This is a genomic window from Microbacterium sp. lyk4-40-TSB-66 (genome assembly GCF_030209475.1).
GTDB lineage: Bacteria > Actinomycetota > Actinomycetes > Actinomycetales > Microbacteriaceae > Microbacterium.
Genome location: NZ_JARVRW010000006.1, coordinates 128,727 through 152,330 on the forward strand (window position 1 = coordinate 128,727; position 23,604 = coordinate 152,330).

Sequence of the window (23,604 nt, forward strand, 5' to 3'; positions counted from 1 at the left end):
TCCGGGGTGGTTCCCCGCGCCGCCGAGGTGGCTGAGCCCGTCGAAGCCACCGACCACGCGGACGGCCCGGACCCTTCGACAGGCTCAGGGTCCTCCCACGCGCGGGGGCCGATGTGGCGCGCGATCAGCCGGCGGGGGCGTCCTTGATCATGTTCGTGATGCGCACCGTCGAGCAGCGCCGGCCCTGTTCGTCGGTCACCGCGATCTCGTGCACGGTCAGCGAGCGGCCGAGGTGGATCGGCGTGCACACGCCGGTCACGATGCCCGACGTCGCGGACCGCGTGTGCGTGGCGTTGATGTCGATACCGACCGCCAGACGCCCGGCGCCGGCGTGGAGGTTCGCCGCCATCGATCCGAGCGACTCGCCGAGCACCACGTAGGCGCCGCCGTGCAGCAGGCCGACCGGTTGCGTGTTGCCCTCGACCGGCATGGTCGCGACGCAGCGCTCGACGGTGAACTCGACCCACTCGATGCCCATCTTCTCGGCGAGTGCGCCCATTCCGCGCTGCTTCGCCCAGTCGAGGCCGGAGGTGGTGTCGCCTGAGGTCGACGTCATCATCGCCTTCCTGTCGTCGCCCTGTTCGGGCGGGGCCGGGGGAGTGTCCGTGGTTCTCGTTACGCTGGAGGGGTGACGGATGCCGAAAAGCCTACTCTCCTCGTCGTCGACGGCCATTCGCTGGCGTACCGGGCGTTCTACGCCCTGCCGGTCGACAATTTCTCGACGAAGGACGGCCAGCACACCAACGGCATCTACGGCTTCCTGTCGATGTTCGTGAACCTCGTGAAGGCTGAGAAGCCCACCCACCTGGCGGTGGCGTTCGACACGTCGCGGCAGTCGTTCCGCACCCGCGAGTACGCCGAGTACAAGGCCAACCGCAGCGAGTCGCCCGCCGAGTTCAAGGGCCAGATCCCGCTGTTGCAGGACTGCCTCGAGGCGATGGGCGTGCCCGTGCTGAAGAAAGAGGACTTCGAGGCCGACGACATCCTCGCCACCCTCGCCACCCAGGGCGAAGAGCAGGGCTTCACGGTGCTGGTGTGCTCCGGCGACCGCGACACCATCCAGCTCGTCACCGACGACATCACGCTGCTCTACCCCAACGTGCAGGGCGTGTCGCAGCTGAAGCGCTACGACACCGACGCCGTGGTCGAGAAGTACGGCCTCCCGCCCGCCCAGTATCCCGAGATCGCCGCCCTCGTCGGAGAGACGAGCGACAACCTGCCCGGCGTCCCCAAGGTCGGCGAGAAGACCGCGGTGAAGTGGCTCACGCAATGGGGGTCGTTGGAGGCACTGCTCGACAACGCCGACAAGATCACCGGCGTGGTCGGCAACAACCTGCGCGAGCACCTCGACGGTGTCCGCCGCAATCGCACGCTGAATCGCCTGCTGCGTGACGTCGAGCTGCCCGTCGGGCCGGGAGACCTGGCCGTGAAGCCGCTCGACGCGCAGGCCGTGCGCGACATCTTCGCGCGCCTGGAGTTCCGCACGCTGCTCCCGCGGGTGTTCGATGCGTTCGGCGCAGACGCGGGCGAAGCCGAAGAGGCACGGCCGTCCGCGACCGCGCCCACGCCGTCTCGCCTCGACGCCGACGCCCTCGCCGCGTGGGTGGCATCGGCCGAGGGCTCGGTCGGCGTCACCGTCACTCTGGCCGGAGGCGCCCCCGTGCAGATCGGGCTCGCCTCGGCCTCGGCCGCGGTCGAGGCCGACTGGACCCCGGCGGTGCGCGACGCGCTGGCCGGGTGGCTGGCATCCGATGCCCCGAAGGTGTTCGCCGACGCCAAACCGCAGGTCAAGGCGCTCGCCCGCGAGGGCGTGGACGTCGCCGGTGTCGCGTTCGACGTGCTCCTGGCGGGGTGGCTCGTGCGCCCGAGCTTCCCCGACAAGACGCTGGCCGACCTGGTCGAGCGCGCACTCGACGAGAAGCTCCCCGTCGCCGACCCGACGCAGCTCGTGCCCGAGACCGAGGGCGCCACCCCGGGTCAGCTGTCGTGGTTCACGCGGCGCGTGGCCGAGGTGCAGCGCGCCGAGATGCCGGAGCGCGTGGCGGAGGTGCTGGACGACATCGAGATGCCCACGCTCACCGCGTTGGCCGACATGGAGCTCGCGGGCGTCGCCGTATCGCACGAGAAGCTGGCCGGCTTCTCGTCGGAGCTCGGTGCCCGCGCCGACGCGCTCGCCCGCGACGCGTATGCCGCGATCGGACACGAGGTGAACCTCGGTTCGCCCAAGCAGTTGCAGGAGGTGCTGTTCGACGAGCTGCAGCTCCCGAAGACGCGAAAGACCAAGAGCGGCTACACCACGGATGCCGCCGCCCTCGCCGACCTGCAGGAGAGCGCCGACCACCCCTTCCTCGACCTGCTGCTGCGCCACCGCGAGGCGACCAAGCTGAAGCAGATCATCGACGCCCTCGACACCGCGACGGGTGCCGACGGGCGCATCCACACCACCTACGTGCAGACCGGGAGCCAGACCGGGCGCCTGTCGAGCACTGACCCCAACCTGCAGAACATCCCCATCCGCACCGAGGAGAGCCGTCGCATCCGCGCCGCCTTCGAGGTCGGAGAGGGCTACGAGACGCTGCTGACCGCCGACTACTCGCAGATCGAGATGCGCATCATGGCGCACCTGTCGGGTGACCCGGGGCTCATCGAGGCGTTCAACTCGGGTGAGGACCTGCATCGGTTCGTCGGCGCGCGCGTCTTCGGCGTCGAACCGGCCGAGGTCACCCCGGCGATGCGCACGAAGGTCAAGGCGATGTCGTACGGCCTCGTCTACGGCCTGTCGGCGTTCGGCCTGTCGAAGCAGCTGCGCATCGAGCAGTCCGAGGCGAAGAAGCTCATGCTCGAGTACTTCGCGCGCTTCGGCGCGGTGCGCGACTATCTGCGCGGGTCGGTCGAGCAGGCCCGTCACGACGGCTACACCGAGACGATCTTCGGCCGCCGCCGCCCGTTCCCCGACCTCACGAGCATGAACCGGGTGCTGCGCGAGAACGCCGAGCGCGCGGCGCTCAACGCCCCCATCCAGGGCAGTGCCGCCGACATCATGAAGGTCGCACTGTTCCGCATCCGCGATGATCTGGCATCCGCAGAGCTGCGTTCGCGCGTGCTGCTGCAGATCCACGACGAGCTCGTCGTCGAGGTCGCGGCGGGGGAGTGGGACGCCGTGGAGCAGATCGTCCGGGGGCGCATGGCCGACGCCGCCGAGCTGTCGGTGCCGCTCGACGTGCAGATCGGCCGCGGCGGCGACTGGGACGAAGCGGGGCACTAGGCGTCCTGGCCGCCCGCGCATGCGAACACGCTGAGGGGAGGACATTCCGGGACGGGCGGACCCCGCAGTGTCTCGCGCTCCTCCGCTCCCGGAATCTCCTCGCCTCAGCCCACTCCGCGGCACTCCGCGCTGAGGCATGCTCACCCGCCGCCGCCGTGGCATCCGTCACACCGGGGGGTGTGCGCCGCCGTCGTCGGGTGCCTAGGCTCGGAGGATGACTGACGCACAACGCACTCCCACGCCGATCGACACGATCGCCGACGCGTGGGTGGACACCCTGGCAGAGCGCGAGCCGACGCTGGCGACCTACATCGGTCGCTTCGAGCACAACGGTCGCTTCGGCGACTACAGCCCCGAGGGCGCCGAGGCTCTCATCACCGACGCGCGGTCGACGCGGGCCGCGCTCGAGGCCGCCGACGCGGTCGACTCGATCGACGCCGTCACCAAGATGGATCTGGGGCGCGAGCTCGATCTCATGGTCGAGCAGCACGAGGCCAAGACGCACCTGCGCGACCTCAACGTGATCGCCTCGCCCGCGCAGGACATCCGCGCGACCTTCGACCTCATGCCGACCGCGACCGTCGACGACTGGGCGACGATCTCCACCCGCCTGGGCGCGCTGCCTGACGCGATCGACGGTTACGTCGCAACGCTCCGACGCGGCATCGCCGAGGGGGTCGTCCCGGCACGTCGTCAGGTGAGCGAGGTCGTCACGCAGATCGCGCGTTACACCGCCGACACCGGGTTCTTCGCCGAGTTCGTCGGAGACGCCTCCCCCGAAGAGGGCCAGCTGCCGGCATCCCTCGCTCGCGACCTCTCGACGAACGCCAACGCCGCCCGGCTCGCCTACGACTCGCTCGCGCGGTTCCTCTCGTCGGAACTGGCCCCCGTCGCGGGGGACCAGGACGCCGTCGGCCGCGAGCTGTACGCGCTGCACTCCCGACGGTTCCTGGGAGCTGCGATCGACCTCGACGAGACGTACGAGTGGGGTGTCGAAGAACTCGCGCGCATGGTCGCCGAGCAGGAGGCCATCGCGAACGAGATCCTCCCCGGGGCCACGGTGGAGGAGGCCGTCGCATTCCTCGAGAAGGACGAATCGCGCAAGCTCCGCGGCACCCAGGCTCTGCAGGAGTGGATGCAGCGCACCAGCGACAGGGCGGTCGAGGAGCTCGGCCGCACGCACTTCGACATCGCCGAGCCCATCCGCGCGCTCGAGTGCATGATCGCGCCGACCAACGAGGGCGGGATCTACTACACGGGGCCGACCGACGACTTCTCGCGTCCGGGTCGTATGTGGTGGTCGGTGCCCGAGGGCGTCGACACCTTCGACACCTGGCGCGAGCTCACCACCGTCTACCACGAGGGTGTTCCGGGGCATCACCTGCAGATCGCACAGGCCGTCTACAACCGTGCCCAGCTCAACTCGTGGCGGCGCCTGCTCGCCGGCACCAGCGGGCACGCAGAGGGGTGGGCGCTGTACGCCGAGCGCCTCATGGAACAACTCGGCTACCTCGACGACCCCGCCGACCGCCTCGGAATGCTCGACGGACAGCGCATGCGCGCGGCGCGCGTGGTGCTCGACATCGGCGTGCACCTGCAGAAGCCCCGCCTCGACGGCAGCGGCACCTGGGACCACGACTACGCTCTGGCGTTCATGCTGAAGAACGTCAACATGAGCGAGGAATTCGTGCGGTTCGAGGTGAACCGCTACCTCGGCTGGCCCGGGCAGGCGCCCTCGTACAAGGTGGGTCAGCGCATCTGGGAGCAGGTGCGCGACGAGGAGCAGGAGCGTCGCGGCGCCGACTTCTCGATGAAGCAGTTCCACACGCGGGCCCTCGACATCGGCGGCGTCGGTCTCGACACGCTGCGTGCCGCCCTGGCATCCGGGTGATCTCTGCGAGGGGCGTCGCTTCGGTGGCGCCCCTCGGCCATGCGGGGGAATACTCCGCCGTCGCGTAAAGTTCATTCATCCGAATGCAAGGAGACCCCCATGGACGAACGTCCCCTCGAGCTCGGACTCGACACCTTCGGAGACATCTCGCGCGGATCGGACGGGTCGCTGCAGTCGGACGCGCAGACGATCCGCAATGTCGTGGAACAGGCGGTGCTCGCCGATCAGGTGGGGCTGTCGTTCTTCGGGGTGGGGGAGCACCACCGCAAGGATTTCGCCGTCACGAGCCCCGAGATCGTGCTGGCCGCCGCCGCCGCGAGAACGACCGACATCCACCTCGGGACCGCCGTGACGGTGCTCTCGAGCGATGACCCCGTGCGGGTGTATGAGCGCTTCGCGACCCTGGATGCCGTCTCGAACGGACGCGCCGAGGTGATCCTCGGTCGCGGGTCGTTCATCGAGTCGTTCCCGCTGTTCGGCTACGACCTCGCCGACTACGAGCAGCTCTTCGAGGAGAAGCTCGAGCTCTTCTCACTCCTGCTCGACGAGAAGCCCGTCACCTGGTCGGGACGCACGCGCGCCGGATTGCAGGATGCCGACGTCTACCCGAAAACCGAGAAGGGCCTCACGGCGTGGGTCGGCGTCGGCGGTTCCCCGGAATCGGTCGTCCGCGCCGCGCGCTACGGATACGGTCTGGTCCTCGCCATCATCGGCGGCTCGTCGGCACGGTTCCGCCCCTACGCCGACCTGTACCGCCGGTCGTTGCAGGAACTCGGCAAGGACCAGCTGCCCATCTCGGTCCACTCGCCCGGCCACATCGCCGAGACCGATCAGCAGGCGTGGGAAGAGGCCTACGAGGGCGTCGCGGAGTTGAACACCACGATCGGTCGCGAGCGCGGCTGGCCCGCGTACAACCGCCTGCGCTTCCAGCAGGACGTCGGCCCCGAGGGGGCCATGTACATCGGCTCGCCCGAGACCGTCGCCCGAAAGATCGTCGCCACCGTGCGGGCGTTGGGCAACGCCCGCTTCCAGATGAAGTTCGCCAGCGGCTCCATCTCGCACGACCGCCTCATGTCGAGCATCGAGCTCTACGGTACGCGGGTGCTGCCGCTGGTGCACGAGATGCTCGCCGACAGCGACGCGCGCGTCGCGTCCGACCTCTCCGGCATCCGGTGACCACCAGCACCGACACCGTCCGGGTGTCCGAACGCCTCGATGCGCTGCCGTTCACGCGGCGGCACGGGCGGATCCTCGGCGGGTCGGGGCTGGGCTGGGCGCTGGATGCCATGGACGTCGGGCTCATCTCGTTCGTCATCGCCGCCCTCAGCGTGCAGTGGCAGCTGGCTCCGACCGAGGCGTCGTGGGTCGCGTCGGCGGGTTTCGCCGGCATGGCCGTCGGCGCCAGTGTCGGGGGACTGCTCGCGGACCGTTTCGGCCGCCGCCACGTCTTCGCGTTGACCCTGCTCGTGTACGGCCTCGCGACGGGCGCGAGCGCACTCGTCGGCGGTCTCGCCGCCCTGCTCGTGCTGCGTTTCGTGGTGGGGCTCGGTCTCGGCGCGGAACTACCGGTCGCCTCGACGTACGTGAGCGAGTTCGCCCCGGCGCGCATGCGCGGGCGGCTCATCGTCTTCCTCGAGGCGTTCTGGGCCGTGGGCTGGACCGCGGCCGCGTTGATCGGCTACCTCGTCGTCCCGGCGTCGGCGGACGGCTGGCGCTGGGCCTTCGCCCTCGGCGCGATCCCCGCGGTGTACGCGCTGATCGTGCGCTGGGGCCTGCCCGAATCGCCGCGGTGGCTCGCCTCGCGCGGACGCAACGCCGAGGCGATCGTCATCGTGCGCGATCTGGAGGCGGCGGCCGGTCGTGTCGCTCTCGAAGCGTCGACGGAGGGTGCGACGGCATCCGCCCCGGACGCTCGTCCGAGGGTGAGCGCCCTGTGGGCACCGGCGCTGCGCGCGCGCACGGCGAGTCTCTGGGTGCTGTGGTTCTGCGTGAACTTCTCGTACTACGGCGCCTTCATCTGGATCCCGACGATTCTCGTGGCCCAGGGCTACGACCTCGTCCGCTCCTTCGGCTTCACCCTCATCATCACGCTTGCCCAGCTGCCGGGGTATGCCGTCGCTGCGTGGCTCATCGAGGCGTGGGGCCGGCGCGCGACGCTGGCGACGTTCCTCGCGGGCTCGGCGGTGGCGGCGGTGCTCTTCGGGACGGCGTCGGGCGAGTTCGCCGTGATCGCCACGGGCATGATGCTGTCGTTCTTCAACCTCGGCGCCTGGGGAGCGCTGTACGCCGCGACGCCCGAAACCTATCCCACGGCGCTTCGCGCGACCGGGGCCGGCTGGGCCGCAGGGGTGGGGCGGATCGCGTCGATCATCGCCCCTCTCGCGGTGCCGCCGCTGTTGGGCCTCGGCGGCGCGCCGTTGCTGTTCGTCGTCTTCGCGGCGTTCTTCGCCGTCGCGGTGGTCGCCGCGCTGTTCCTCCGCGAGCAGCGGGGGCGCGCGCTGGCGTGACGTCGCGACCTGTTGGGGAGGCACCCTGGGGAGACGCCGAACATGCGGTTTGGGGCGGGATCGGCCCGTTGGGGCGGCAAATGCATGCCCCGAACGGCGAAACCCGCCCCGAACGGCAGAGCGCGCCCCGCATCTGCCACCGCGCCGCCGGCGACCGGCTCGCGCGTAGGCTCGGATCATGGCATCCGTGCGCTACGTCGCGATCGGCGACTCGTTCACCGAAGGAGTCGGCGACGAACTGCCCGACGGCACCGTGCGGGGGTGGGCCGACCTCGCTGCCCAGGGGTGGGCGGATGCCGCGGGGGAGCCGATCCGGTACGCCAACCTCGCGATCCGCGGCAAGCTCATCGAGCCGATCGTCGAGCAGCAGCTCGAACCCGCGCTGGCGCTGAAGCCGACGCACCTGTCGTTCAACGGGGGAGGCAACGACATGCTGCGCCCGCGCGCCGACCTCGAGCGCATCGTCGGCATCTTCGAACACGTGCTGCGCCGCTGCGACGAAGAGGGCGTGCAACTCATCGTGCTGTCGGGGGCGAATCCGTCAGCGGGGCTGCCCCTCGGACGCGTCCTGCAGGTGCGCGGCGATCGGCTCTCGAGCGCGGTCGAACAGCGGCTCGCGGCGCGGACCGACGTCATCACGGCGTACAACTGGTTCGATCGGGACCTCGCGGGCGGGGAGTTCTGGTCGGTGGACCGTCTGCACATGAACACCCGCGGACACCACCGCGTGGCCGCCCGCGTGATCGAGGCGGTCGGCCTCACCGCGCCGCAGGAGTGGTGGCATCTGCGCGAGATCCCCGAGATCGAGCGGCTGAAGGGCAGTGCGTATTACCGCGAGCACGTCGGTCCGTGGGTGCGTCGGCGCCTCGCGGGTACCTCCTCCGGCGACGGCCGGGAGGCGAAATTCGGCGGTCAGTGGGTGGAGCTGACACCCGGCGGATAGTCGCATCGGATCGTGGCATCCACCTGGCGCCGATGAGATCGACTGCCTATGATCGCCGGATGCCATCGTTGAAAAGGCATCTGTTCCCTCTCGCGGGGGTCGTCGTGGCAGGCGTCGCGCTCGTCGGCTGCACCGGGGGTGACGACGCCGCTCCCACGACCGCCTCCCCGACCCCCCAGCCCGAGAGGACGACCCCGGCGGCGACGGCGGATTCGTGGGCGGGATATTTCGACGACGTCGTCGCTGCCGCGGACGTGGGGCAGTACCTCTGGCAGGCGTGGGGGACCTTCGGCGACCCGGGCGGGGTGGCGCCGTTCCGCAGTGAGAACCGCACGGTAGAGCGCGGTGTCTACGACGTGACGCTGCGATGCGCCGGGCCCGAGACGGTGACCGCGCAGATCTCGACGTCGGCCGGCGTCGCGGTCGGTGACCCCGTTCCGTTCGTCTGCGGCGCCTCGACGGCCGCGTCGGTCACTCTGCCCGACCGCGGCATGCTCGTGTACCTCGACAGCGACCGCGAGCCGGGGGCGTTCCTCATGCAGGTCGCCCCCGCGGGGGAGTAGCGACGTTTTCACGGGTGGGAGGAGCAGGATAGACACATGACCCTCGCTCTCGTCACCGGCACCTCCAGCGGCATCGGCCTGCACACCGCCATCGGACTCGCACGGTCGGGGGTCGAGGTCGTGGCCACCGTGCGCGACGCCTCGCGTGCGGACGCCCTGCGCTCCGCGGCATCCGAGGCGGGTGTCGAGCTCGACGTCCGGTCATTGGACGTGACGGATGCCGCCGGCGCGCGGTCCCTGATCGAGGCGGTGGGTCCCCTCGACATCCTCGTCAACAACGCCGGCCGCGGCGCCGTGGGCACGCTCGAGCAGCTGAGCGACGCAGACCTGCAGGAGCAGCTCGAGACGAACTACCTCTCCGTGGCCCGGCTCACGCGCCTCGTGCTCCCCGGCATGCGCGAACGTCGCCGCGGCCGGATCATCACCGTCACGAGCGTCGGGGGAGCGGTGGGGCAGCCGTTCGCCGATGCTTACTGCGCCGCGAAGTTCGCGGTCGAGGGCCTCATGCAGTCGCTCGCCCCCGTCGTCGCCCCGTTCGGCGTCGACGTGGCCATCGTCGAGCCCGCTGCGGTGGCGTCGTCGTTCACCGACTCGGTCCACCGAGCGGAGCCCGGCCCGTACGCCGTCCAGCAGCAGGCGTACCTCGACCGTACGACGACCGCCTTCGCGTCAGCGCAGTCGGCGGAGGACGCCGCCAAGACGGTGGTGGAGGCCGCGACCACCTCTGCGCCGCGGTTCCGCTGGCAGACATCGGATGCCGCCGTGCGCTTCGCGAGCCTGTCGCTCGCCGATCTCGACGGCTCGCGGGTGCTGTCGGTCACCTCGGGGTGGGTGCGCCCGGGGGAGTGACGCCGACCCGCAGGTCACCCGCGTCGAGTCATTCGAGCGAACCATTCCTTCACGCGGCGCGTCTGCCGGTCGGTGTAGTCGTTCGAGAGGCGCAACGCCTCGGCGGGGATGTCCGCGCCCGCCCGCATGTTCGCGATGGCGCGGAGCGCGCGTTCCTCCTGCGTCTCATCGTCGTCGTCGGGCATGCGCCCAGCGTAACGGCGGCGCGTGGGGCGAGGGTTGGCCGCGTGGGAGGGCGAGCGCTAGCATCCGGTCATGGGTGACTGGGGTGACTTCAATCTCGCGCTCGTCGGGGCGACGGCCGCCCTCGCGGGTCTCGTGATCGTCGCCGCGAGCGTCAACATCGCCGAGATCGTGAAGGCGCCGGCGCTGACCGCTCGACTCGGGACGGCCATCTCGTCACTGGTGTTGGCGCTCGTGGTCAGCGCGCTCGGGCTCGCACCCGACCTCGGCGACGTGGTCTACGGGGCGGTCGCCGTGCTGGCCTCGCTCATCGCGGCGACGTTCGCGGTGGATGCCGCACGCCGCATCGCGGCCGACCGCAGCCCGTTGAATCGGTTGCGGGGCATGAAGAGCGTGCTGGGGTTCCTGGTCCCCGCTGCGTACGCCGTGGGCGGCGTCCTCGTGCTCTCGGGGGCGGTGGCCGCGGGAACGGCGGCCTTCGCGTTCGGGGCCCTGTTGTCCATCGTCGTCGCCCTGATGATCTCGTGGATCGTGCTCGTGGAGGTACTGCGGTGACCGACCCACGGGCGTCGTAGCGAGCCCCATCGGCGGCGTTGCTCAGGACCCCTGTCGAACCCACCGACCTGGCGCCGAGCGTCTCGTGTCCATCTCGGTCGGGCGTCGCGACGGAAGAGGGGGAGCGACAGTGGCGCACTCTTCCACATTCTCGTCGCGCCGGCCACCGCGTGCGGCCGGCCGTGAACCCTCGCCTAGCGTCGTCGTATGACCCAGAAGATGATGCATGAGAAGCTCGTCCGCCTCGGAGCAGTGACCACGGCAGCCCTGGTTCTCGCGGGCTGCACCGGGGGAGGAGAGACCGCTTCCGCCCCCACGCCCGCCGCTCCCGCGGCCTCCGTCGCCTCCAGCACCCCGGCGCCGGACGCCGGACCCCCCGCCGGTCTACCCGCCGAAGAGGCGGTGCGGACCGTCGAGGAGTACCTCGGCGCGATCCAGGCCGAGCAATACGGAGCGGCATACGCCCTGCTGTCCGACGAATCTCGCGCCCTGGTCGGTTCCGAGCAGCAGTTCACGGAGTCGGCCGCCAACAGCATCGTCCGACCGGATGAGGCAGCCGGCTACCTCGGGGCCGACGGGACCATCGAAGCCGGACAAGGCCCCGCCGAGGGCACCGTACTGGTGACGGCCGTTCGCGACCGCGTCGCGGACGGGTGGATCGTCCGTGGCACGGACGCGGGAGTGCGCATCGACGACGCCGGCGTGCCCTCGACCGGTGCAAGCCCGTACGAGTGGGTCAACCCCGCGTCAGGGCCGGAGGACGTTCGCCAGTCCGTCGCCGTCGACCCGGCGGCTCCCGCGGCCGTGATCTTCCGCGATCTGGCAGCCGACGCCGGGGTGGACGGTCCCGGACTCGTCGGCTTCCCGTCGGAAGTCACCGCCTACATCGGCACGGAGGAAATCCCCGCGACATCGGCGGTGAGTGATGTCCAAGCTCGGTGGGACATCGCATGGGATGCCTCGGCGCCGTCCAGCGAAACGCAGCCGCTCACCGTCGCCTGGGAGGTCGAACCGGGAACCTGGCGCACGACCACGACGGCGGTCTTCACGGATTAGCCGTCACGGTGAGAGATGGCATCCGTCCGTTCTGAGCTGCGCCGCGTCGCGCGGCGCTCTCTGTGGCGGCTGACGTCGCGAGCAGCGGGGACGGGGAAGGGGAAATCGGCCGGTTTCGCGCGAACTGACATAATGTGCATTATCGGCGTTAGCCGAAACGACCCCGCGGATCTCGCGGAACATCTCGACGGTCCGCCATCCTCGCCGATGCAGGGCCCGAGTTTCCGCTCACGACTGCGCAGCCCTGAGTCGAATGTCGCGCGCGTCACGGCTGCGAGCGACGATCGCGATGCCCGCGCAGCCGAATCGGTCCGGCCGGACCCACGCAACCCTGTCATCGACACGCAGCGTCCAGCATCCGTATGGATGAGAGCTTTCTCATCCGAGAAACGCAGTGTTAACGCTAACTTTGTGTCACCTCGCGCAATGTGGCGCGGACCGATGAGGGGTTGCCCCGTGAATCGATCGACCAAAGCCTTCCTCGCGACGATCGCCGCCGTGGCGTCCACCGTGATCGCGGTATCGCCCGCGAACGCGGCGACGAACGCCGCCCCGGGCTTCGAGCTGGTGGAGAAGACCGTCCAACCGCACAGCGCCGTCATGACCATCGCTCTCGTCGCGCCACCCGGAACGACCCCGAATTTCTCCCGAGAAGAGGCGGTGCGTTCCGCGGACCAGGCGGCGCAGTTCTTGAACGCGGACACCGACGGCGAGCTGACCGTCGAGATCGCCCAGGTGTCCGATTGGATCTTCCCCACCGAAGAGGCACCCTGCTCGTGGACCGGCGTCTGGCTGGATGCCGCAGCGAACGCCCTCGGTTGGCAGCCGGGCCCGGGAAAACACCTGACGGTCATGGTGCCCGGCGGTGAGCCGTGCCCCGGGTGGGCCAACGGCGACCAGGGTGCGAGCCTCACCTCCGGCGGCCGCACCTTCCAGCCCGGCACGGACTCGTCGACTCTCGTGCATGAGTGGGGCCACAACATGTCTCAAGCGCATGCATTCTCGACGGCCTGTCCGACGTGGGACTTCGTCGCGACGAACGGCCGGACCCCCGCCGGGTGCGAACGCAAAGAGTACGGCAACGCCCTCGATGTCATGGGCGACTCCTGGGTGCTGACCCCCTTCCCCAGTCCGGCACTCGAGAGGATCGGCATGCTCCCCCGCCGGCTCACGCCGGCGTGCGACGCCGAGAGCACGACCACGGTCGACTCGGTCGCCGCGGGCGCCGCGAACCGCGACGCGATCACCTGGGAGAGCTCGTCCGAGCCGGGTGTTCGATATTGGGTCGACTATCACGACGGAAACCAGCGCGGAAAATACTCGTACCTCTACCCCGGCCAGAGCCCCGTGCCCCCCGGCGTCTCCGGTCTGCAACTGCTCCGCACCGACCCCGAGGTCCCCATCGGCACCACGGTGCTGGAGCGACCCGGAGACCCCACGCCGGACGCGCAGCTCGTGCGGGCAGGCGAAGCGGTCACCCTCACCGACGGAACCGTCGTCAGCTGGAGCACCGTCGGTTCCGGGTCCGACCGCGCCGAGGTGACGATCGCACGGGCCTGCTAGCCCAGCCCGCGCTCCCCCGCGCCCGCCGGTCCCCGCGCGATGGACCGGCGGGCGACGCAGTGGCCCTGCGCGCCGCGATCTGCACGTGCACCCGCTTCCCGCCGCCCCCGCTGCGCGCATCGACGAACGGGGTCAGCACGACGGAAGCGACCGGTCAGCGCCGCGCGAGGTTCCCCTCGGCCCACTCGCCGAGTTGATCGAGGATCGGGACCAGCCGGCATCCGGCGTCGGTCAGTACGTAGGTGACCGCGACGGGCGGCCCGGTGTCGACGCGGCGGTCGACCAGACCGGTCTCGGCGAGCTCGGTCAGTCGATCCGACAGGACGGCGTCGCTGATCCCGGCCACGGCACGCCGCAGACCCGAGAACGACAGCTCGCCCTGGCCGAGCACATCGAGGATCATGCCGTTCCACCTTTTGCCGAGAACGGAGAACGCATGCGACACCGCGGCGTCGCACTGTCGCGCATCGTGTCCTTCGACCATGACTCCATCCTATGTGTGCTAGCTTTCCCAGAGTCACTTTGTTTTTCATAGTCACTCTGATCGGAGAAGCGCATGACCCTGTTCCGTCTCGATGCCAGCATCCTTCCCGCCACCTCTGCCAGCCGCGAGCTCGGCGACCTCGTCGAGGCCGAGTGGCTGGCCGCGCACCCGTCTTCGGCGGTCGTCCGACGTGACGTCGCCGCGGATCCCATCCCCGCCACCGCCTGGCGCGACTCCGTGACCTCGGGCTTCACCCCCGCCGATCAGCTCAGCGACGGACAGCGCGACGCCATCACCCTTCGCACGCGCCTCGCGGACGAGCTCATCGACGCCGATGCCCTGCTCTTCACCGTGCCGCTCTACAACTACGGCGTCTCGCAGCACGTCAAGACCTGGTTCGACCTCGCCTACACCGACCCGCGTATCGACCCGCAGGGCACCGCGCTGCGCGGCAAGGCCGCGACGCTCGTGACCGTCCTCGGCGGCAACTACGAGCCGGGCAGCCCGAAGGAGGGCTGGGACCACTCGACCGGCTGGCTGCGCCGCGTCTTCGAAGACGTGTGGGGTCTCGACCTCACCGTCGTGCACCGTCCCTTCACCCTCGTCGGGGTGAACCCCGCGCTGGACGCCTTCGCCGACGTCGCCGCCGGGCTGAAGACGGATGCCGAACAGGCCGCGGTCACCGCCGGGCAGACGTTGGCGGCATCCCGCGCCGCGTGAAAGAGCCCGTGGGCCCGTCGCGCCTCCCGCATGCGGGGCGGGACGGGCCCACGGACCGTTCAGCCGAGAACCTCCGCGAGGAACGTCTTCATCGCGGTCCAGCTGCGGCGCTCCGCGGTCGCCTGGAACTGCGCGCCCTGCTCGGGCGCATCGGCATCCGGAAGCGTGAACGCGTGCATGGCATTGGCGTACGAGACGAGCTGCCAGTCCACCGCCGGCGCCGTGCGCAGGTCGTTCTCGAACGCGATCATCGCGTCGTCGGGCGCGACCGGATCGGCCGCTCCATGCAGCACGAGCAGTTTGGCGGTGATCCGCTCCGCCTCCCCCGCCGGCCCGGTCGACAACCCGCCGTGGAAGCTCACCACCGCGTCGACGGCGGCACCCGTCCGGGCGAGTTCGAGCACCGACGATCCTCCGAAGCAGTATCCGATCGCCGCGGTGCGCCCCGCGTCGACCGACGACTCCGCGCGAAGGCGATCGAACGCTTCACCGAGACGCTTCCGCCACAGCGGACGGTCCTGGTAGAACCGGCCCGCGACCGCGGGGGCCTCCTCCGGCGTGGGGCGCACGTCCGCGCCGAACACGTCGGCGGCGAAGGCGACGTAGCCGAGGCGTGCCAGCATGTCGCATCGCATTCGCACGTAGTCGGTGACCCCGAGCCAGTCATGGACGACCAAGATGCCCGGATGCCGCCCCTCCTCCCCCGGCCGAGCCAGATAGCCGCGGTACGCGACGCCGTCGGCCGCGTATTCGACGTCGCCGGAGACGATCCCGGATGCCGGAAGCGGTTCGCGCTCGAGGATGTCGGCGAGGTTCGGTGCGTAGGTGTTCATCGCTTCTCCAACGGGTAGGGGCGGCGGGTGCTCTCGGGACGGTAGACCTCCGAGGTGAGGACCGGCCGGGACTTGTGCGCGAGGCGATCGTCCGGTCCGACCGATCCCTCGATACCCCTAGGGGGTATATTCTGAAGTCAGAACCCTGATGAGCGACTCGTGCGCGAGCATGCTCGATCGCTCCCACCGCCCGGACCTCTCGGCACCGAGACGGCATCTCACCGGCAGAGTGGGCACCGCCGAGCACGCGCACGATAGACGAGGAGCAGACCCGTGCACACCCGATACGCGGCAGCGAACGCGCTCCCCCTGGCAGCGATCTTGGCTCTGGCGGGCTGCTCCGGCGGATCCGGTTCCATGCCCGGCATGGACCACGGGTCGGCCCCGATGACCACCTCGACGACGGCAGCCTCCGCATCCGAGGCCGACATCCTCTTCGTCACCATGATGATCCCGCACCACGAGCAAGCCGTCGAAATGTCGGACACCCTGCTGGCGAAGACCGGTGTCGACGAGCGCGTCACCGGCCTCGCCGAGCAGATCACGGCCGCCCAGCAACCCGAGATCGACACCATGAAGGGCTGGTTGTCCGACTGGGGGGTCTCGATGAGCGACGGCATGAGCGGCATGGACCACGGCGGCATGATGTCGGAGTCCGACATGCAGGCCCTGGAATCCGCCGACGCGCGCGATGCTGCGCGCCTATATCTCGAGCAGATGATCGAGCACCACCAGGGCGCCGTCGACATGGCGCAGGACGAGATCGCCGACGGCACCGACAGCGAAGCCGTCGCGCTCGCGCGGTCGATCGTCGAGAGCCAGACCGCCGAGATCAGCATGATGAAAGAACTGCTGACCGAACTGTGAGCCCGGGGGGCGGCTGGTGAGAGCCAGAACCCCGGCCGTGACCGGTCCGAGGCCGCCACTCTCCCCCGCTACGCTCGAAGGGATGACTCCCCCACGCGCCCGCATCCCCCGAGGGGTCCGCGCATGACGGGCGTCCTCACCGGCTTCGCGGTCGTCGGTCTCGCCGTCGTCGTCGGTTACGTGATCGCACGCATCGATCTGCTCGGTCCGCACGCCCGACACGTGCTGAGCCGCCTCACGTTCTACGTCCTGTCGCCGTTCCTGCTCTTCACGGTGCTCGCGCGCGCCGACGTCGCGACGCTGTTCTCCGCCCTGCTGCCGGTGTCGATGATCACGGCCGCGATCATCATCGGCGTCTCCGTGCTCATCTCCGCGTTGATCCTGCGCCGCCCCGCGGGTGAGACCGTGATCAGTGCGCTCTCGGCGGGACAGGTGAACAGCAACAACATCGGCATCCCGATCTCGCTGTACATGCTCGGGAACGCGGCGTACTCCGCCCCCGTCATCCTGTTCCAGCTGCTGGTGCTGATGCCGATCGCGCTGTCGATCCTGGATGCCGTGACCTCCGGCTCCCGCAACATCGGCCGCATCCTGCTGCAGACGGCGAAGAACCCGATGCTCATCGCCTCCGCCCTGGGTGTGATCGTGGCGCTGATCGGGGTCGATCTGCCCCCCATCGTGTTCGACCCCCTGCATCTCATCGCCGGCGCCTGCGTGCCGGTGCTGCTGATGTCGTACGGCATGTCGCTCTACGGCCAGCGCGTGCTCACCGAGCCCGGTCGACGCATCGACGTGGTCATCGCGTCGGCGCTGAAGCTGCTGGCCATGCCTGCCTTGGCATGGGCGGTCGCGACGCTGTTCGGCCTGCCCGACGACCAGATCTTCATCGTCGTGGTGCTCGCGGCGCTGCCGACGGCGCAGAACGTGTTCAATTTCGCGCAGCGGTACGGGGTGGGCGAGATACTGTCCCGCGATGTCGTCTTCATCTCGACGCTCGGGTGCCTCCCCGTGCTGTTCACGGTGGCACTGCTGCTGCAGCACTCCCCCGGGTGATGCAGAGCTGCGGCGAGCTCGCTCCATCGAACCCTCAGGTCTAAGGTGAGAGCTGTTTTCAGCTTTCACTCAGAGAGGCTCGCCATGCCGTCGTCCACCACGTCGAATCCCGCCATCGGCGCCGTGCGCACCGCGCTCGGTGTCAGCGGCGTCCTGTCGCTCGTCATCGGTCTGCTCATCCTCATCTGGCCGGGACGCACCGCCGAGGTGGCGGTCGCCATCCTCTCGGTCTACGTCATCATCGCCGGTCTGGTGAACATCGCGATCGGCCTCTTCTGGCGGTCCGGATGGGCGCGCCTGGGCTACCTCGTGCTCGGCGTGCTCTTCATCGTCGCCGGAATCTTCTCGTTCGCGAATCTGTCGGCCACGACCGCGTGGTTCGGCGTCTTCATCGGCACCCTCGTCGGCATCCTGTGGATCATCGAGGGCGTCGTCTCGCTCACCACCGTCGGCCACGGCTCGAAGGCGCGGGCGTGGACGATCTTCTTCGCCGTCGTCAGCATCCTCGCCGGTGTCGTGCTGCTGTTCTCGCCGCTGCTGGGGGCGGTCACGCTGTTCCTGCTGATCGGCATCTCGCTGGTGATCCTCGGCGTGTTCCAGATCGTCCGCGCGATCCAGTTCGGCAAAGCCGTCTGAGACCTCGAACAGAGGGGGCCGGATGCCATGGCATCCGGCCCCCTCGTCGTCTCACGTGACCGGCAGGTGCCGGTTCCACCAGTCGAGCACGGCGTCGAAACGCTGCACGCGATGCTGGGGGCGCCCCCCGCGGGTGAGCTCGTGGTCCTCACCGGGGAAGACCAGCATCTCGGCGTCGACCGCGTTGTGCTTCAGCGCGGCGTAGAAGCGGGTCGCCTGCTCGAGCGGGCAGCGGAAGTCGAGCTCGGAATGCATCACCAGCGTGGGCGTGCGCACCCGGTCGACGACCGCCATCGGGCTCTGCGCGGTCATCTGCGCGGGATCGGTGCCGACGTACTCCTGGCCGAAGAACGAGCCGATGTCGCTCGATCCCGGGAAGGCGAAGGGGTCGAGGAACCCCCGCTCGACGATCGCCCCGGCGAAGCGGTGGTCGTGGGCGATGACCCACGCCGTCATGTACCCGCCGTACGATCCGCCCATCACTCCCACGCGATCCGCGTCGAGACGCGGGTCGGCCGAGACGACGCCGTCGAAGAAGTCCATGACGTCGAAGAAGTCGAGCGTGCCCATGCGCTGCCGGATCGATCGCCCGTGTGCTCGGCCGTACCCGGCGCTGCCGCGCGGATTGCTGTAGACCACTGCGTACCCCGCGTCGACGAGCACCTGCGTCTCGTCGAACACGTGCACGCCGTACGAGGCGTACGGTCCGCCGTGGATCTGCAGGATCACGGGGAAGGGCCCCTCGCCCTCGGGCATGGCGACCCACCCGTGCACGGGGTAACCGTCACGGCCGGCGATCTCGAGCTCGACAGGCGTGACGATGCGCCGCGCTCGGGTGGCACCACCGAAGTCGGTGACCGTCCGCTGCGCTCCCCCGTCGACGACGACGAGCTCGCCGAACGACTCGGGTGAGGCGACGGATGCCACGATCCGGCCGCCCGCCACCGCGTGGCCGTTCACCTCGCGGTCGCCCCCGAGCACCTCGGAGACGTCTCCCCCACGGGTGACCCGCAGCAGGCGCAGCCGCCCTCGCGTGCGATCCTGCACGAGCACGTCGTCGCCGTCGAACGAGATGTGGCTGCCGACCTCGCCGAGGTCGATGGTCTCGGCGTCTGTGAGGCGACGCGGGCCGTCGGCGTCGAGGACGAACAGCGCGACACCCGGCGCCACGAAGTCGACCCCCGCGGGGCCCACGTCGTTCGCGAGCAGGAACACCGTGCCGTCGGGGGCGACGGCGGCCTCGGACAGCGAGAGGTCGGCGTCGGTTCCCAGCACTTCGCGCGGGTCGCCGCCGTCGACGGGGACGGCCATGAGGCGATCGCGCAGGTCGCGCCGGTCGGACTCGATCACGTCGGGGACGCTCAGCAGCTCGCTGCCGTCGTGCGTCCAGCGCACGCCGCTCCAGCTCGTCGCCCCCTCGGTGAGCGCAGTGGGCTCCGCCGCGACGACGCGCTCGTCCGGCGTGTCGAGCGTCGGGGCGGGCGCGTAGAACGGTTCCGCGTCGGTCGACGGCGCGTCGACGACGAACAGCTGGGCGGGCCGATCGAGATACCCGAGGCCGTTCGCGTGCCACCGGATGCCGGTGATGCGACGCGGCGGCTCGGCCGCGGCATCCCTCCCCTCCACGGTGCCGTAGCGGCCCGGCTCGGGCACGCGCGCGGTGAAGGCGAGACGCGCGCCGTCGGGTGACCAGGCGAGGTCGGTGACGCCGCCGGGCAGGTCGGTCACCTGCACCGGCTCTCCTCCGCCGGCAGCCACGACGAACAGCTGCGCCCGACTCTTCGCGTCGCCGCGGAGGAAGGCGACGGTCGCACCGTCGGGAGACAGCGCCGGCGAGCGATCGGCCACGCCGCGGGTGATCCGCCGCGGCGAACCGTCAGGCAGGTCGACCCGCCACAACTGCCCCACCGCGCGGTCGGCGACGAGGTCGGGACGGGAGGTCGCGAAGACGGCGAAGGCGCCGTCGGGCGAGATCACCGGCCGACCGACGGTGACGAGCATCTCGATGTCGGTCGCGCGCATGCTCACTCGCCTCCGAACGAATCCGTGTCTCCGACGAGGCGGGTGTTGTCGGCGGGCACCGGGTCGACCGCGGCCCGGGCGACCTCGGCGGCGAACTCGGACACGTTGTAGAGCTTGCCGGCGTCTTCGCGGCGGGCCGAGATGGCGCCGGGGTTCGCCCGCTCGAGCAGGGTCGCCGTGATTGTCCCCTCGATCATGTCGCCCGAGACGACGGTGAAGCCGATGCCGCGCTCCTCGAGGGCGGGGATCTTCTCCCGCAGCGCGTCTTCGCCGGCGCGCTTGGAGAGGGCGACCGGCTCGTACTCGGGCATGGTCGGGGTGGTGCGGATGAAGTGCGCCTGGTGGCTCGTGACGAACACGACGCGCGCGTCGGCGTTCAGCAGCGGGAGAGCCGTCTCGAGCACGTTGACCTGCGCGTCGCGGTTGAGAAGCAGGGCGTAGTCCTCGGCCATGCCGGACTCCATGCCGCCCGACGCGTTCAGCACGAGGATGTCGAGCCCGCCGAACGTGCGCTGGACCTCGTCGAACATCGCCTGCACCGACGCGGGATCGGTGAGATCGGCCCCGACGACGAGAGCCTCCACACCGAGCTCGCGCAGCTGCGTCGCGAGCTTCTCGGCACGGGGGGCCTTGTTGCGGAAGTTGATGACGACGTTCGCGCCGGCCTCGGCGAAGTAGCGCACGGTGTCGGCACCGATACCGCGCGACGAGCCGGTGACGAGGGCGGTCTTGCCGCTCAGCGAGCCGGACGGAAGGGTCTGTGACACGGATTACTCCTGACGATCGGGATCGACTCACCAGCCTACCGACCGCTCCGCTCGTGACCGCGGTGACCGCAGTCTGTGGGGTGGTCGAGAACCGGCCGCACCCCCTCGGGCGAGTGCTACGTTCAGGCTCAGGAGGTGCGAAATGGACGTTCTCTCCACCATCGACACGTGGGCCTGGATCGGCTGGCTCGTGTTGATCCTGGTCTTCCTGGTCGTCGAGATGCTCACCGGTGAGCTGACATTCGTGATGCTCGCTTCGGGCAGCGCCGTGGGGCTTCTGACGGGCCTGTTCGGCGTGCCGCTGTGGGGTCAGGTCCTCGTGGCCGCGGTCGCGGCCGGTGCCCTGCTCACCTTCCTGCGGCCGCCCTTGCTGCGGCGTCTGCACCGCGGCGCCGATTCCCGCTCCTTCAATGTCGACGCCCCCGTCGGCCTGGAGGGCCTCGTGCTGTCGCGCGTGTCCCCCTCGGTCGCCGGGCAGGTCAAACTCGTCAACGGCGACGTGTGGACCGCTCGCGCCGACGCCGACACCCGACTCGACCCCGCCACGCGCATCGAGGTCGTCCGCATCGACGGCGCCACCGCCGTCGTCCGCGCCAGCGTGCAGCGCGCCCACGACCGGGAGGCCGCGACATGAACATCGACAGCATCATCCCCGCCACGATCGGATGGGTTCTCGCGATCGTGGTGGCGGTCTTCGTCATCGTCGTGATCTTCCGCGCCATCCGCATCATCCCGCAGGCCCGCGCGGGGGTGGTCGAGCGCCTCGGCCGCTATCACAAGACCCTCACGCCGGGCCTGAACATCGTCGTGCCCCTGGTCGATCGGGTGCGCCCCCTCATCGACATGCGCGAACAGGTGGTGTCGTTCCCGCCCCAACCGGTCATCACCGAGGACAACCTCGTCGTCTCCATCGACACGGTGGTGTACTTCCAGGTCACCGACGCGCGCGCCGCGACCTACGAGATCGCCAACTACCTCGGCGCCGTCGAGCAACTGACCACCACGACACTGCGCAACGTGGTGGGCGGGCTCAACCTCGAGCAGGCCCTCACCAGTCGCGACAACATCAACGGTCAGCTGAGGGTCGTACTCGACGAGGCGACGGGTAAATGGGGCATCCGCGTCGGACGCGTCGAGTTGAAGGCCATCGACCCGCCCCACTCGATCCAGGACTCGATGGAGAAGCAGATGCGGGCCGAACGCGACCGCCGCGCCGCGATCCTGACCGCCGAGGGGTCGAAGCAGTCGCAGATCCTCGAGGCCGAGGGGCGGCGTCAAGCCGCGATCCTCGAGGCCGAGGGCGACAAGCAGGCGGCCGTGCTGCGCGCACAGGGCGAGGCCGAGGCCATCCACTCGGTGTTCACCGCCATCCACGAGGGACGCCCCGACGACAAGCTGCTCGCGTACCAGTACCTGCAGACGCTGCCGAAGATCAGCGACAGCTCCTCCAGCAAGCTGTGGATCATCCCGAGCGAGTTCACCGAGGCCCTGAAGGGCATCTCGGGCGCCTTCGCCTCCCGCGCGGGGCTCGACGATGCCCCCGCGGTCGCGCCGAAGGACGCTCCTGCCCGATGACGCGGCATCCATACCTCTCCCCCGACGCCCCGCGCGTGCTCGCGCACCGGGGTCTGGTGACTCCGGACGCCGCGCGGCACGGGGTCGTCGAGAACTCCTTCGCCGCGGTCGCCGAGGCGCACGCCGCGGGTCTCGCCTACGTCGAGTCGGACTGCCACCTCACCGCCGACGGGGAGGTCGTGCTGTTCCACGACGACGATCTCCGGCGCGTGGCCGACGACCCCCGGGCCATCGCCGACGTCCGTCTGCACGAGCTCGAGGAGATCATGTCCGATCGCGGGGGGCTCATCACCCTCGCGCAGGCACTCGACGCGTTCCCCGAGGTGCGCTTCAACCTCGACGTCAAAGCCGCCGCGGCCGCGGAGCACGTCGGCCGGCTCGTCGCACCGCACGCCGCACGTGTGCTGGTGACGAGCTTCTCCGACGAGCGGCGTCACGCAGCGCTGAGCGCGGCCGCCGCGGCGGGTGCCGCCCTGGCGCCCGCGACCTCCCCCGGTTCGTCCACGGTGGTGAAGCTTCTGGCCGCTCGGGCGCTGGGCGCGAAGAAGCGGGTGCGCCGCCTGCTCGCCGACCTCGACGCCCTGCAGGTCCCCGAACGCCAGGGCCCGGTCCAGGTCGTGACGGACGGGCTGATCCGCGACGCGCACGCCGCGGGTGTGGAGGTGCACGTGTGGACGGTCAACGACGAGGTCGACATGCAACGCCTGCTCGACCTCGGTGTCGACGGACTCGTCACCGATCGCGCCGACGTCGCCGTCGCGATGGTGAACGGACGGGGAACGACAGCTGTCTGAGCATCGTCTGTGAAAGCCTCGCCGTCGCCCGGGGTTCGAATAAAGCGCACAGGTGCAAGCGTTATACATGGTGACCGACGAGAGGACCACACAATGGCAGACCGCAGTCTCCGCGGCATCCGACTCGGCGCCCAAAGCCTCCAAAGCGAAGATGGCGTCGTGTTCCACGACCGTGCACAGCACACCTACAACTGCAGCACCTGTGGACGAGACACCGTCCTGACGTTCGCCGCCGACGCCGAGGTCCCCGAGGCCTGGGAATGCCGCACGTGCGGCGCCGAAGCGCTGCTGCGCATCGGTGACGGCGTCGCGACCGTCGACCACAGCGCCGACAAGGCCGCACGTACCCACTGGGACATGCTGCTGGAGCGTCGCACCCTCCCCGAGCTGGAAGAGCTGCTCGAGGAGCGCCTCGCCTTCGTCCGCGCCCGTCGCGGAGCGGGTGGCGAGAAGCTCAGCGCCTGACGCTGACCGACGA

24 protein-coding genes are annotated in these 23,604 nt (G+C 70.0%); 18 read left to right on the top strand and 6 right to left on the bottom strand.

All coding sequences use genetic code 11. The annotated features are described in order from the left end of the window. Window positions 1-124 precede the first annotated feature (124 nt). Window positions 125-556: a hotdog fold thioesterase gene (locus QRO03_RS10755; RefSeq protein ID WP_285137490.1), complete on the bottom strand. Its 432-nt coding sequence runs from the start codon at window positions 554-556 to the stop codon at window positions 125-127. Between the two features lie 72 nt (window positions 557-628). Here QRO03_RS10755 and polA point away from each other — a divergent pair, with 72 nt between their 5' ends. From polA to QRO03_RS10790, 7 genes are all read left to right on the top strand, one after another. Then, on the top strand, window positions 629-3,265 hold the full coding sequence (gene polA / locus QRO03_RS10760; RefSeq protein ID WP_285137491.1) for a DNA polymerase I: 2,637 nt from the start codon (window positions 629-631) through the stop codon (window positions 3,263-3,265). Between the two features lie 214 nt (window positions 3,266-3,479). Next, a complete protein-coding gene (locus tag QRO03_RS10765) occupies window positions 3,480-5,156 on the top strand; it encodes a DUF885 domain-containing protein (protein WP_285137492.1) in 1,677 nt (558 codons plus the stop codon). A 99-nt stretch (window positions 5,157-5,255) separates the two neighbouring features. Beyond that, a complete protein-coding gene (locus QRO03_RS10770) occupies window positions 5,256-6,332 on the top strand; it encodes an LLM class flavin-dependent oxidoreductase (RefSeq protein WP_285137493.1) in 1,077 nt (358 codons plus the stop codon). Further along, complete coding sequence (locus tag QRO03_RS10775) at window positions 6,329-7,663, top strand: MFS transporter (protein WP_285137494.1); 1,335 nt, start codon at window positions 6,329-6,331, stop codon at window positions 7,661-7,663. Before QRO03_RS10770 ends, QRO03_RS10775 begins: the two co-directional genes overlap by 4 nt. Before the next feature lie 178 nt (window positions 7,664-7,841). After that, window positions 7,842-8,606 (top strand): SGNH/GDSL hydrolase family protein, encoded by a 765-nt coding sequence (locus QRO03_RS10780; RefSeq protein WP_285137495.1) that lies wholly within the window; start codon window positions 7,842-7,844, stop codon window positions 8,604-8,606. A 59-nt stretch (window positions 8,607-8,665) separates the two neighbouring features. Next, a complete protein-coding gene (locus QRO03_RS10785; protein WP_285137496.1) occupies window positions 8,666-9,169 on the top strand; it encodes a hypothetical protein in 504 nt (167 codons plus the stop codon). Window positions 9,170-9,205: 36 nt separating this feature from the next. After that, window positions 9,206-10,018, top strand: coding sequence for an SDR family oxidoreductase (locus QRO03_RS10790; RefSeq protein WP_285137497.1), 813 nt, complete (start codon window positions 9,206-9,208; stop codon window positions 10,016-10,018). Window positions 10,019-10,032: 14 nt separating this feature from the next. Here the strand turns inward: QRO03_RS10790 and QRO03_RS10795 are convergent, their stop codons facing one another. Further along, entirely contained in the window at window positions 10,033-10,203 is a 171-nt protein-coding gene (locus tag QRO03_RS10795; RefSeq protein ID WP_285137498.1) for a hypothetical protein, read from the bottom strand. Window positions 10,204-10,273: 70 nt separating this feature from the next. On the opposite strand from QRO03_RS10795, the gene QRO03_RS10800 reads away from it, so the two are divergent. The 3 genes from QRO03_RS10800 to QRO03_RS10810 all read left to right on the top strand — a co-directional run bounded on the left by QRO03_RS10800 (window position 10,274) and on the right by QRO03_RS10810 (window position 13,375). Then, window positions 10,274-10,756 (top strand): hypothetical protein, encoded by a 483-nt coding sequence (locus QRO03_RS10800; RefSeq protein WP_285137499.1) that lies wholly within the window; start codon window positions 10,274-10,276, stop codon window positions 10,754-10,756. Between the two features lie 207 nt (window positions 10,757-10,963). Further along, on the top strand, window positions 10,964-11,812 hold the full coding sequence (locus tag QRO03_RS10805; protein ID WP_285137500.1) for a hypothetical protein: 849 nt from the start codon (window positions 10,964-10,966) through the stop codon (window positions 11,810-11,812). A gap of 456 nt (window positions 11,813-12,268) precedes the next feature. Further along, entirely contained in the window at window positions 12,269-13,375 is a 1,107-nt protein-coding gene (locus QRO03_RS10810) for a hypothetical protein (RefSeq protein WP_285137501.1), read from the top strand. Between the two features lie 154 nt (window positions 13,376-13,529). Here QRO03_RS10810 and QRO03_RS10815 read toward each other — a convergent pair whose 3' ends face one another. Then, window positions 13,530-13,859, bottom strand: coding sequence for a winged helix-turn-helix transcriptional regulator (locus tag QRO03_RS10815; RefSeq protein WP_285137502.1), 330 nt, complete (start codon window positions 13,857-13,859; stop codon window positions 13,530-13,532). Between the two features lie 72 nt (window positions 13,860-13,931). On the opposite strand from QRO03_RS10815, the gene QRO03_RS10820 reads away from it, so the two are divergent. Then, window positions 13,932-14,579 (top strand): FMN-dependent NADH-azoreductase, encoded by a 648-nt coding sequence (locus QRO03_RS10820; protein WP_285137503.1) that lies wholly within the window; start codon window positions 13,932-13,934, stop codon window positions 14,577-14,579. A 59-nt stretch (window positions 14,580-14,638) separates the two neighbouring features. On the opposite strand, the gene QRO03_RS10825 is transcribed toward QRO03_RS10820, so the two are convergent. Next, the gene (locus QRO03_RS10825; RefSeq protein WP_285137504.1) at window positions 14,639-15,412 is read right to left on the bottom strand and encodes a dienelactone hydrolase family protein; all 774 of its coding nucleotides are present in this window, start codon (window positions 15,410-15,412) and stop codon (window positions 14,639-14,641) included. Window positions 15,413-15,685: 273 nt separating this feature from the next. On the opposite strand from QRO03_RS10825, the gene QRO03_RS10830 reads away from it, so the two are divergent. From QRO03_RS10830 to QRO03_RS10840, 3 genes are all read left to right on the top strand, one after another. After that, window positions 15,686-16,279 (top strand): DUF305 domain-containing protein, encoded by a 594-nt coding sequence (locus QRO03_RS10830; RefSeq protein ID WP_285137505.1) that lies wholly within the window; start codon window positions 15,686-15,688, stop codon window positions 16,277-16,279. A gap of 123 nt (window positions 16,280-16,402) precedes the next feature. Further along, a complete protein-coding gene (locus tag QRO03_RS10835) occupies window positions 16,403-17,332 on the top strand; it encodes an AEC family transporter (protein WP_285137506.1) in 930 nt (309 codons plus the stop codon). Between the two features lie 84 nt (window positions 17,333-17,416). Further along, a complete protein-coding gene (locus QRO03_RS10840; RefSeq protein ID WP_285137507.1) occupies window positions 17,417-17,968 on the top strand; it encodes an HdeD family acid-resistance protein in 552 nt (183 codons plus the stop codon). 51 nt (window positions 17,969-18,019) lie between these two features. Here QRO03_RS10840 and QRO03_RS10845 read toward each other — a convergent pair whose 3' ends face one another. Both QRO03_RS10845 and QRO03_RS10850 read right to left on the bottom strand, forming a co-directional pair. Then, the gene (locus QRO03_RS10845) at window positions 18,020-19,990 is read right to left on the bottom strand and encodes a S9 family peptidase (protein ID WP_285137508.1); all 1,971 of its coding nucleotides are present in this window, start codon (window positions 19,988-19,990) and stop codon (window positions 18,020-18,022) included. Window positions 19,991-19,992: 2 nt separating this feature from the next. Beyond that, window positions 19,993-20,757, bottom strand: a complete 765-nt coding sequence (locus QRO03_RS10850; RefSeq protein ID WP_285137509.1) for an SDR family oxidoreductase — start codon at window positions 20,755-20,757, stop codon at window positions 19,993-19,995. Window positions 20,758-20,899: 142 nt separating this feature from the next. Between QRO03_RS10850 and QRO03_RS10855 the strand changes: the two genes are divergently transcribed. The 4 genes from QRO03_RS10855 to QRO03_RS10870 all read left to right on the top strand — a co-directional run bounded on the left by QRO03_RS10855 (window position 20,900) and on the right by QRO03_RS10870 (window position 23,591). After that, window positions 20,900-21,391 (top strand): NfeD family protein, encoded by a 492-nt coding sequence (locus QRO03_RS10855; RefSeq protein WP_285137510.1) that lies wholly within the window; start codon window positions 20,900-20,902, stop codon window positions 21,389-21,391. Beyond that, complete coding sequence (locus QRO03_RS10860) at window positions 21,388-22,332, top strand: SPFH domain-containing protein (RefSeq protein ID WP_285137511.1); 945 nt, start codon at window positions 21,388-21,390, stop codon at window positions 22,330-22,332. The genes QRO03_RS10855 and QRO03_RS10860 overlap by 4 nt, the downstream gene beginning before the upstream one ends. Next, window positions 22,329-23,126, top strand: a complete 798-nt coding sequence (locus QRO03_RS10865; protein WP_285137512.1) for a glycerophosphodiester phosphodiesterase family protein — start codon at window positions 22,329-22,331, stop codon at window positions 23,124-23,126. Before QRO03_RS10860 ends, QRO03_RS10865 begins: the two co-directional genes overlap by 4 nt. A gap of 93 nt (window positions 23,127-23,219) precedes the next feature. Beyond that, a complete protein-coding gene (locus tag QRO03_RS10870) occupies window positions 23,220-23,591 on the top strand; it encodes an RNA polymerase-binding protein RbpA (protein ID WP_285137513.1) in 372 nt (123 codons plus the stop codon). Window positions 23,592-23,604 lie beyond the last annotated feature (13 nt).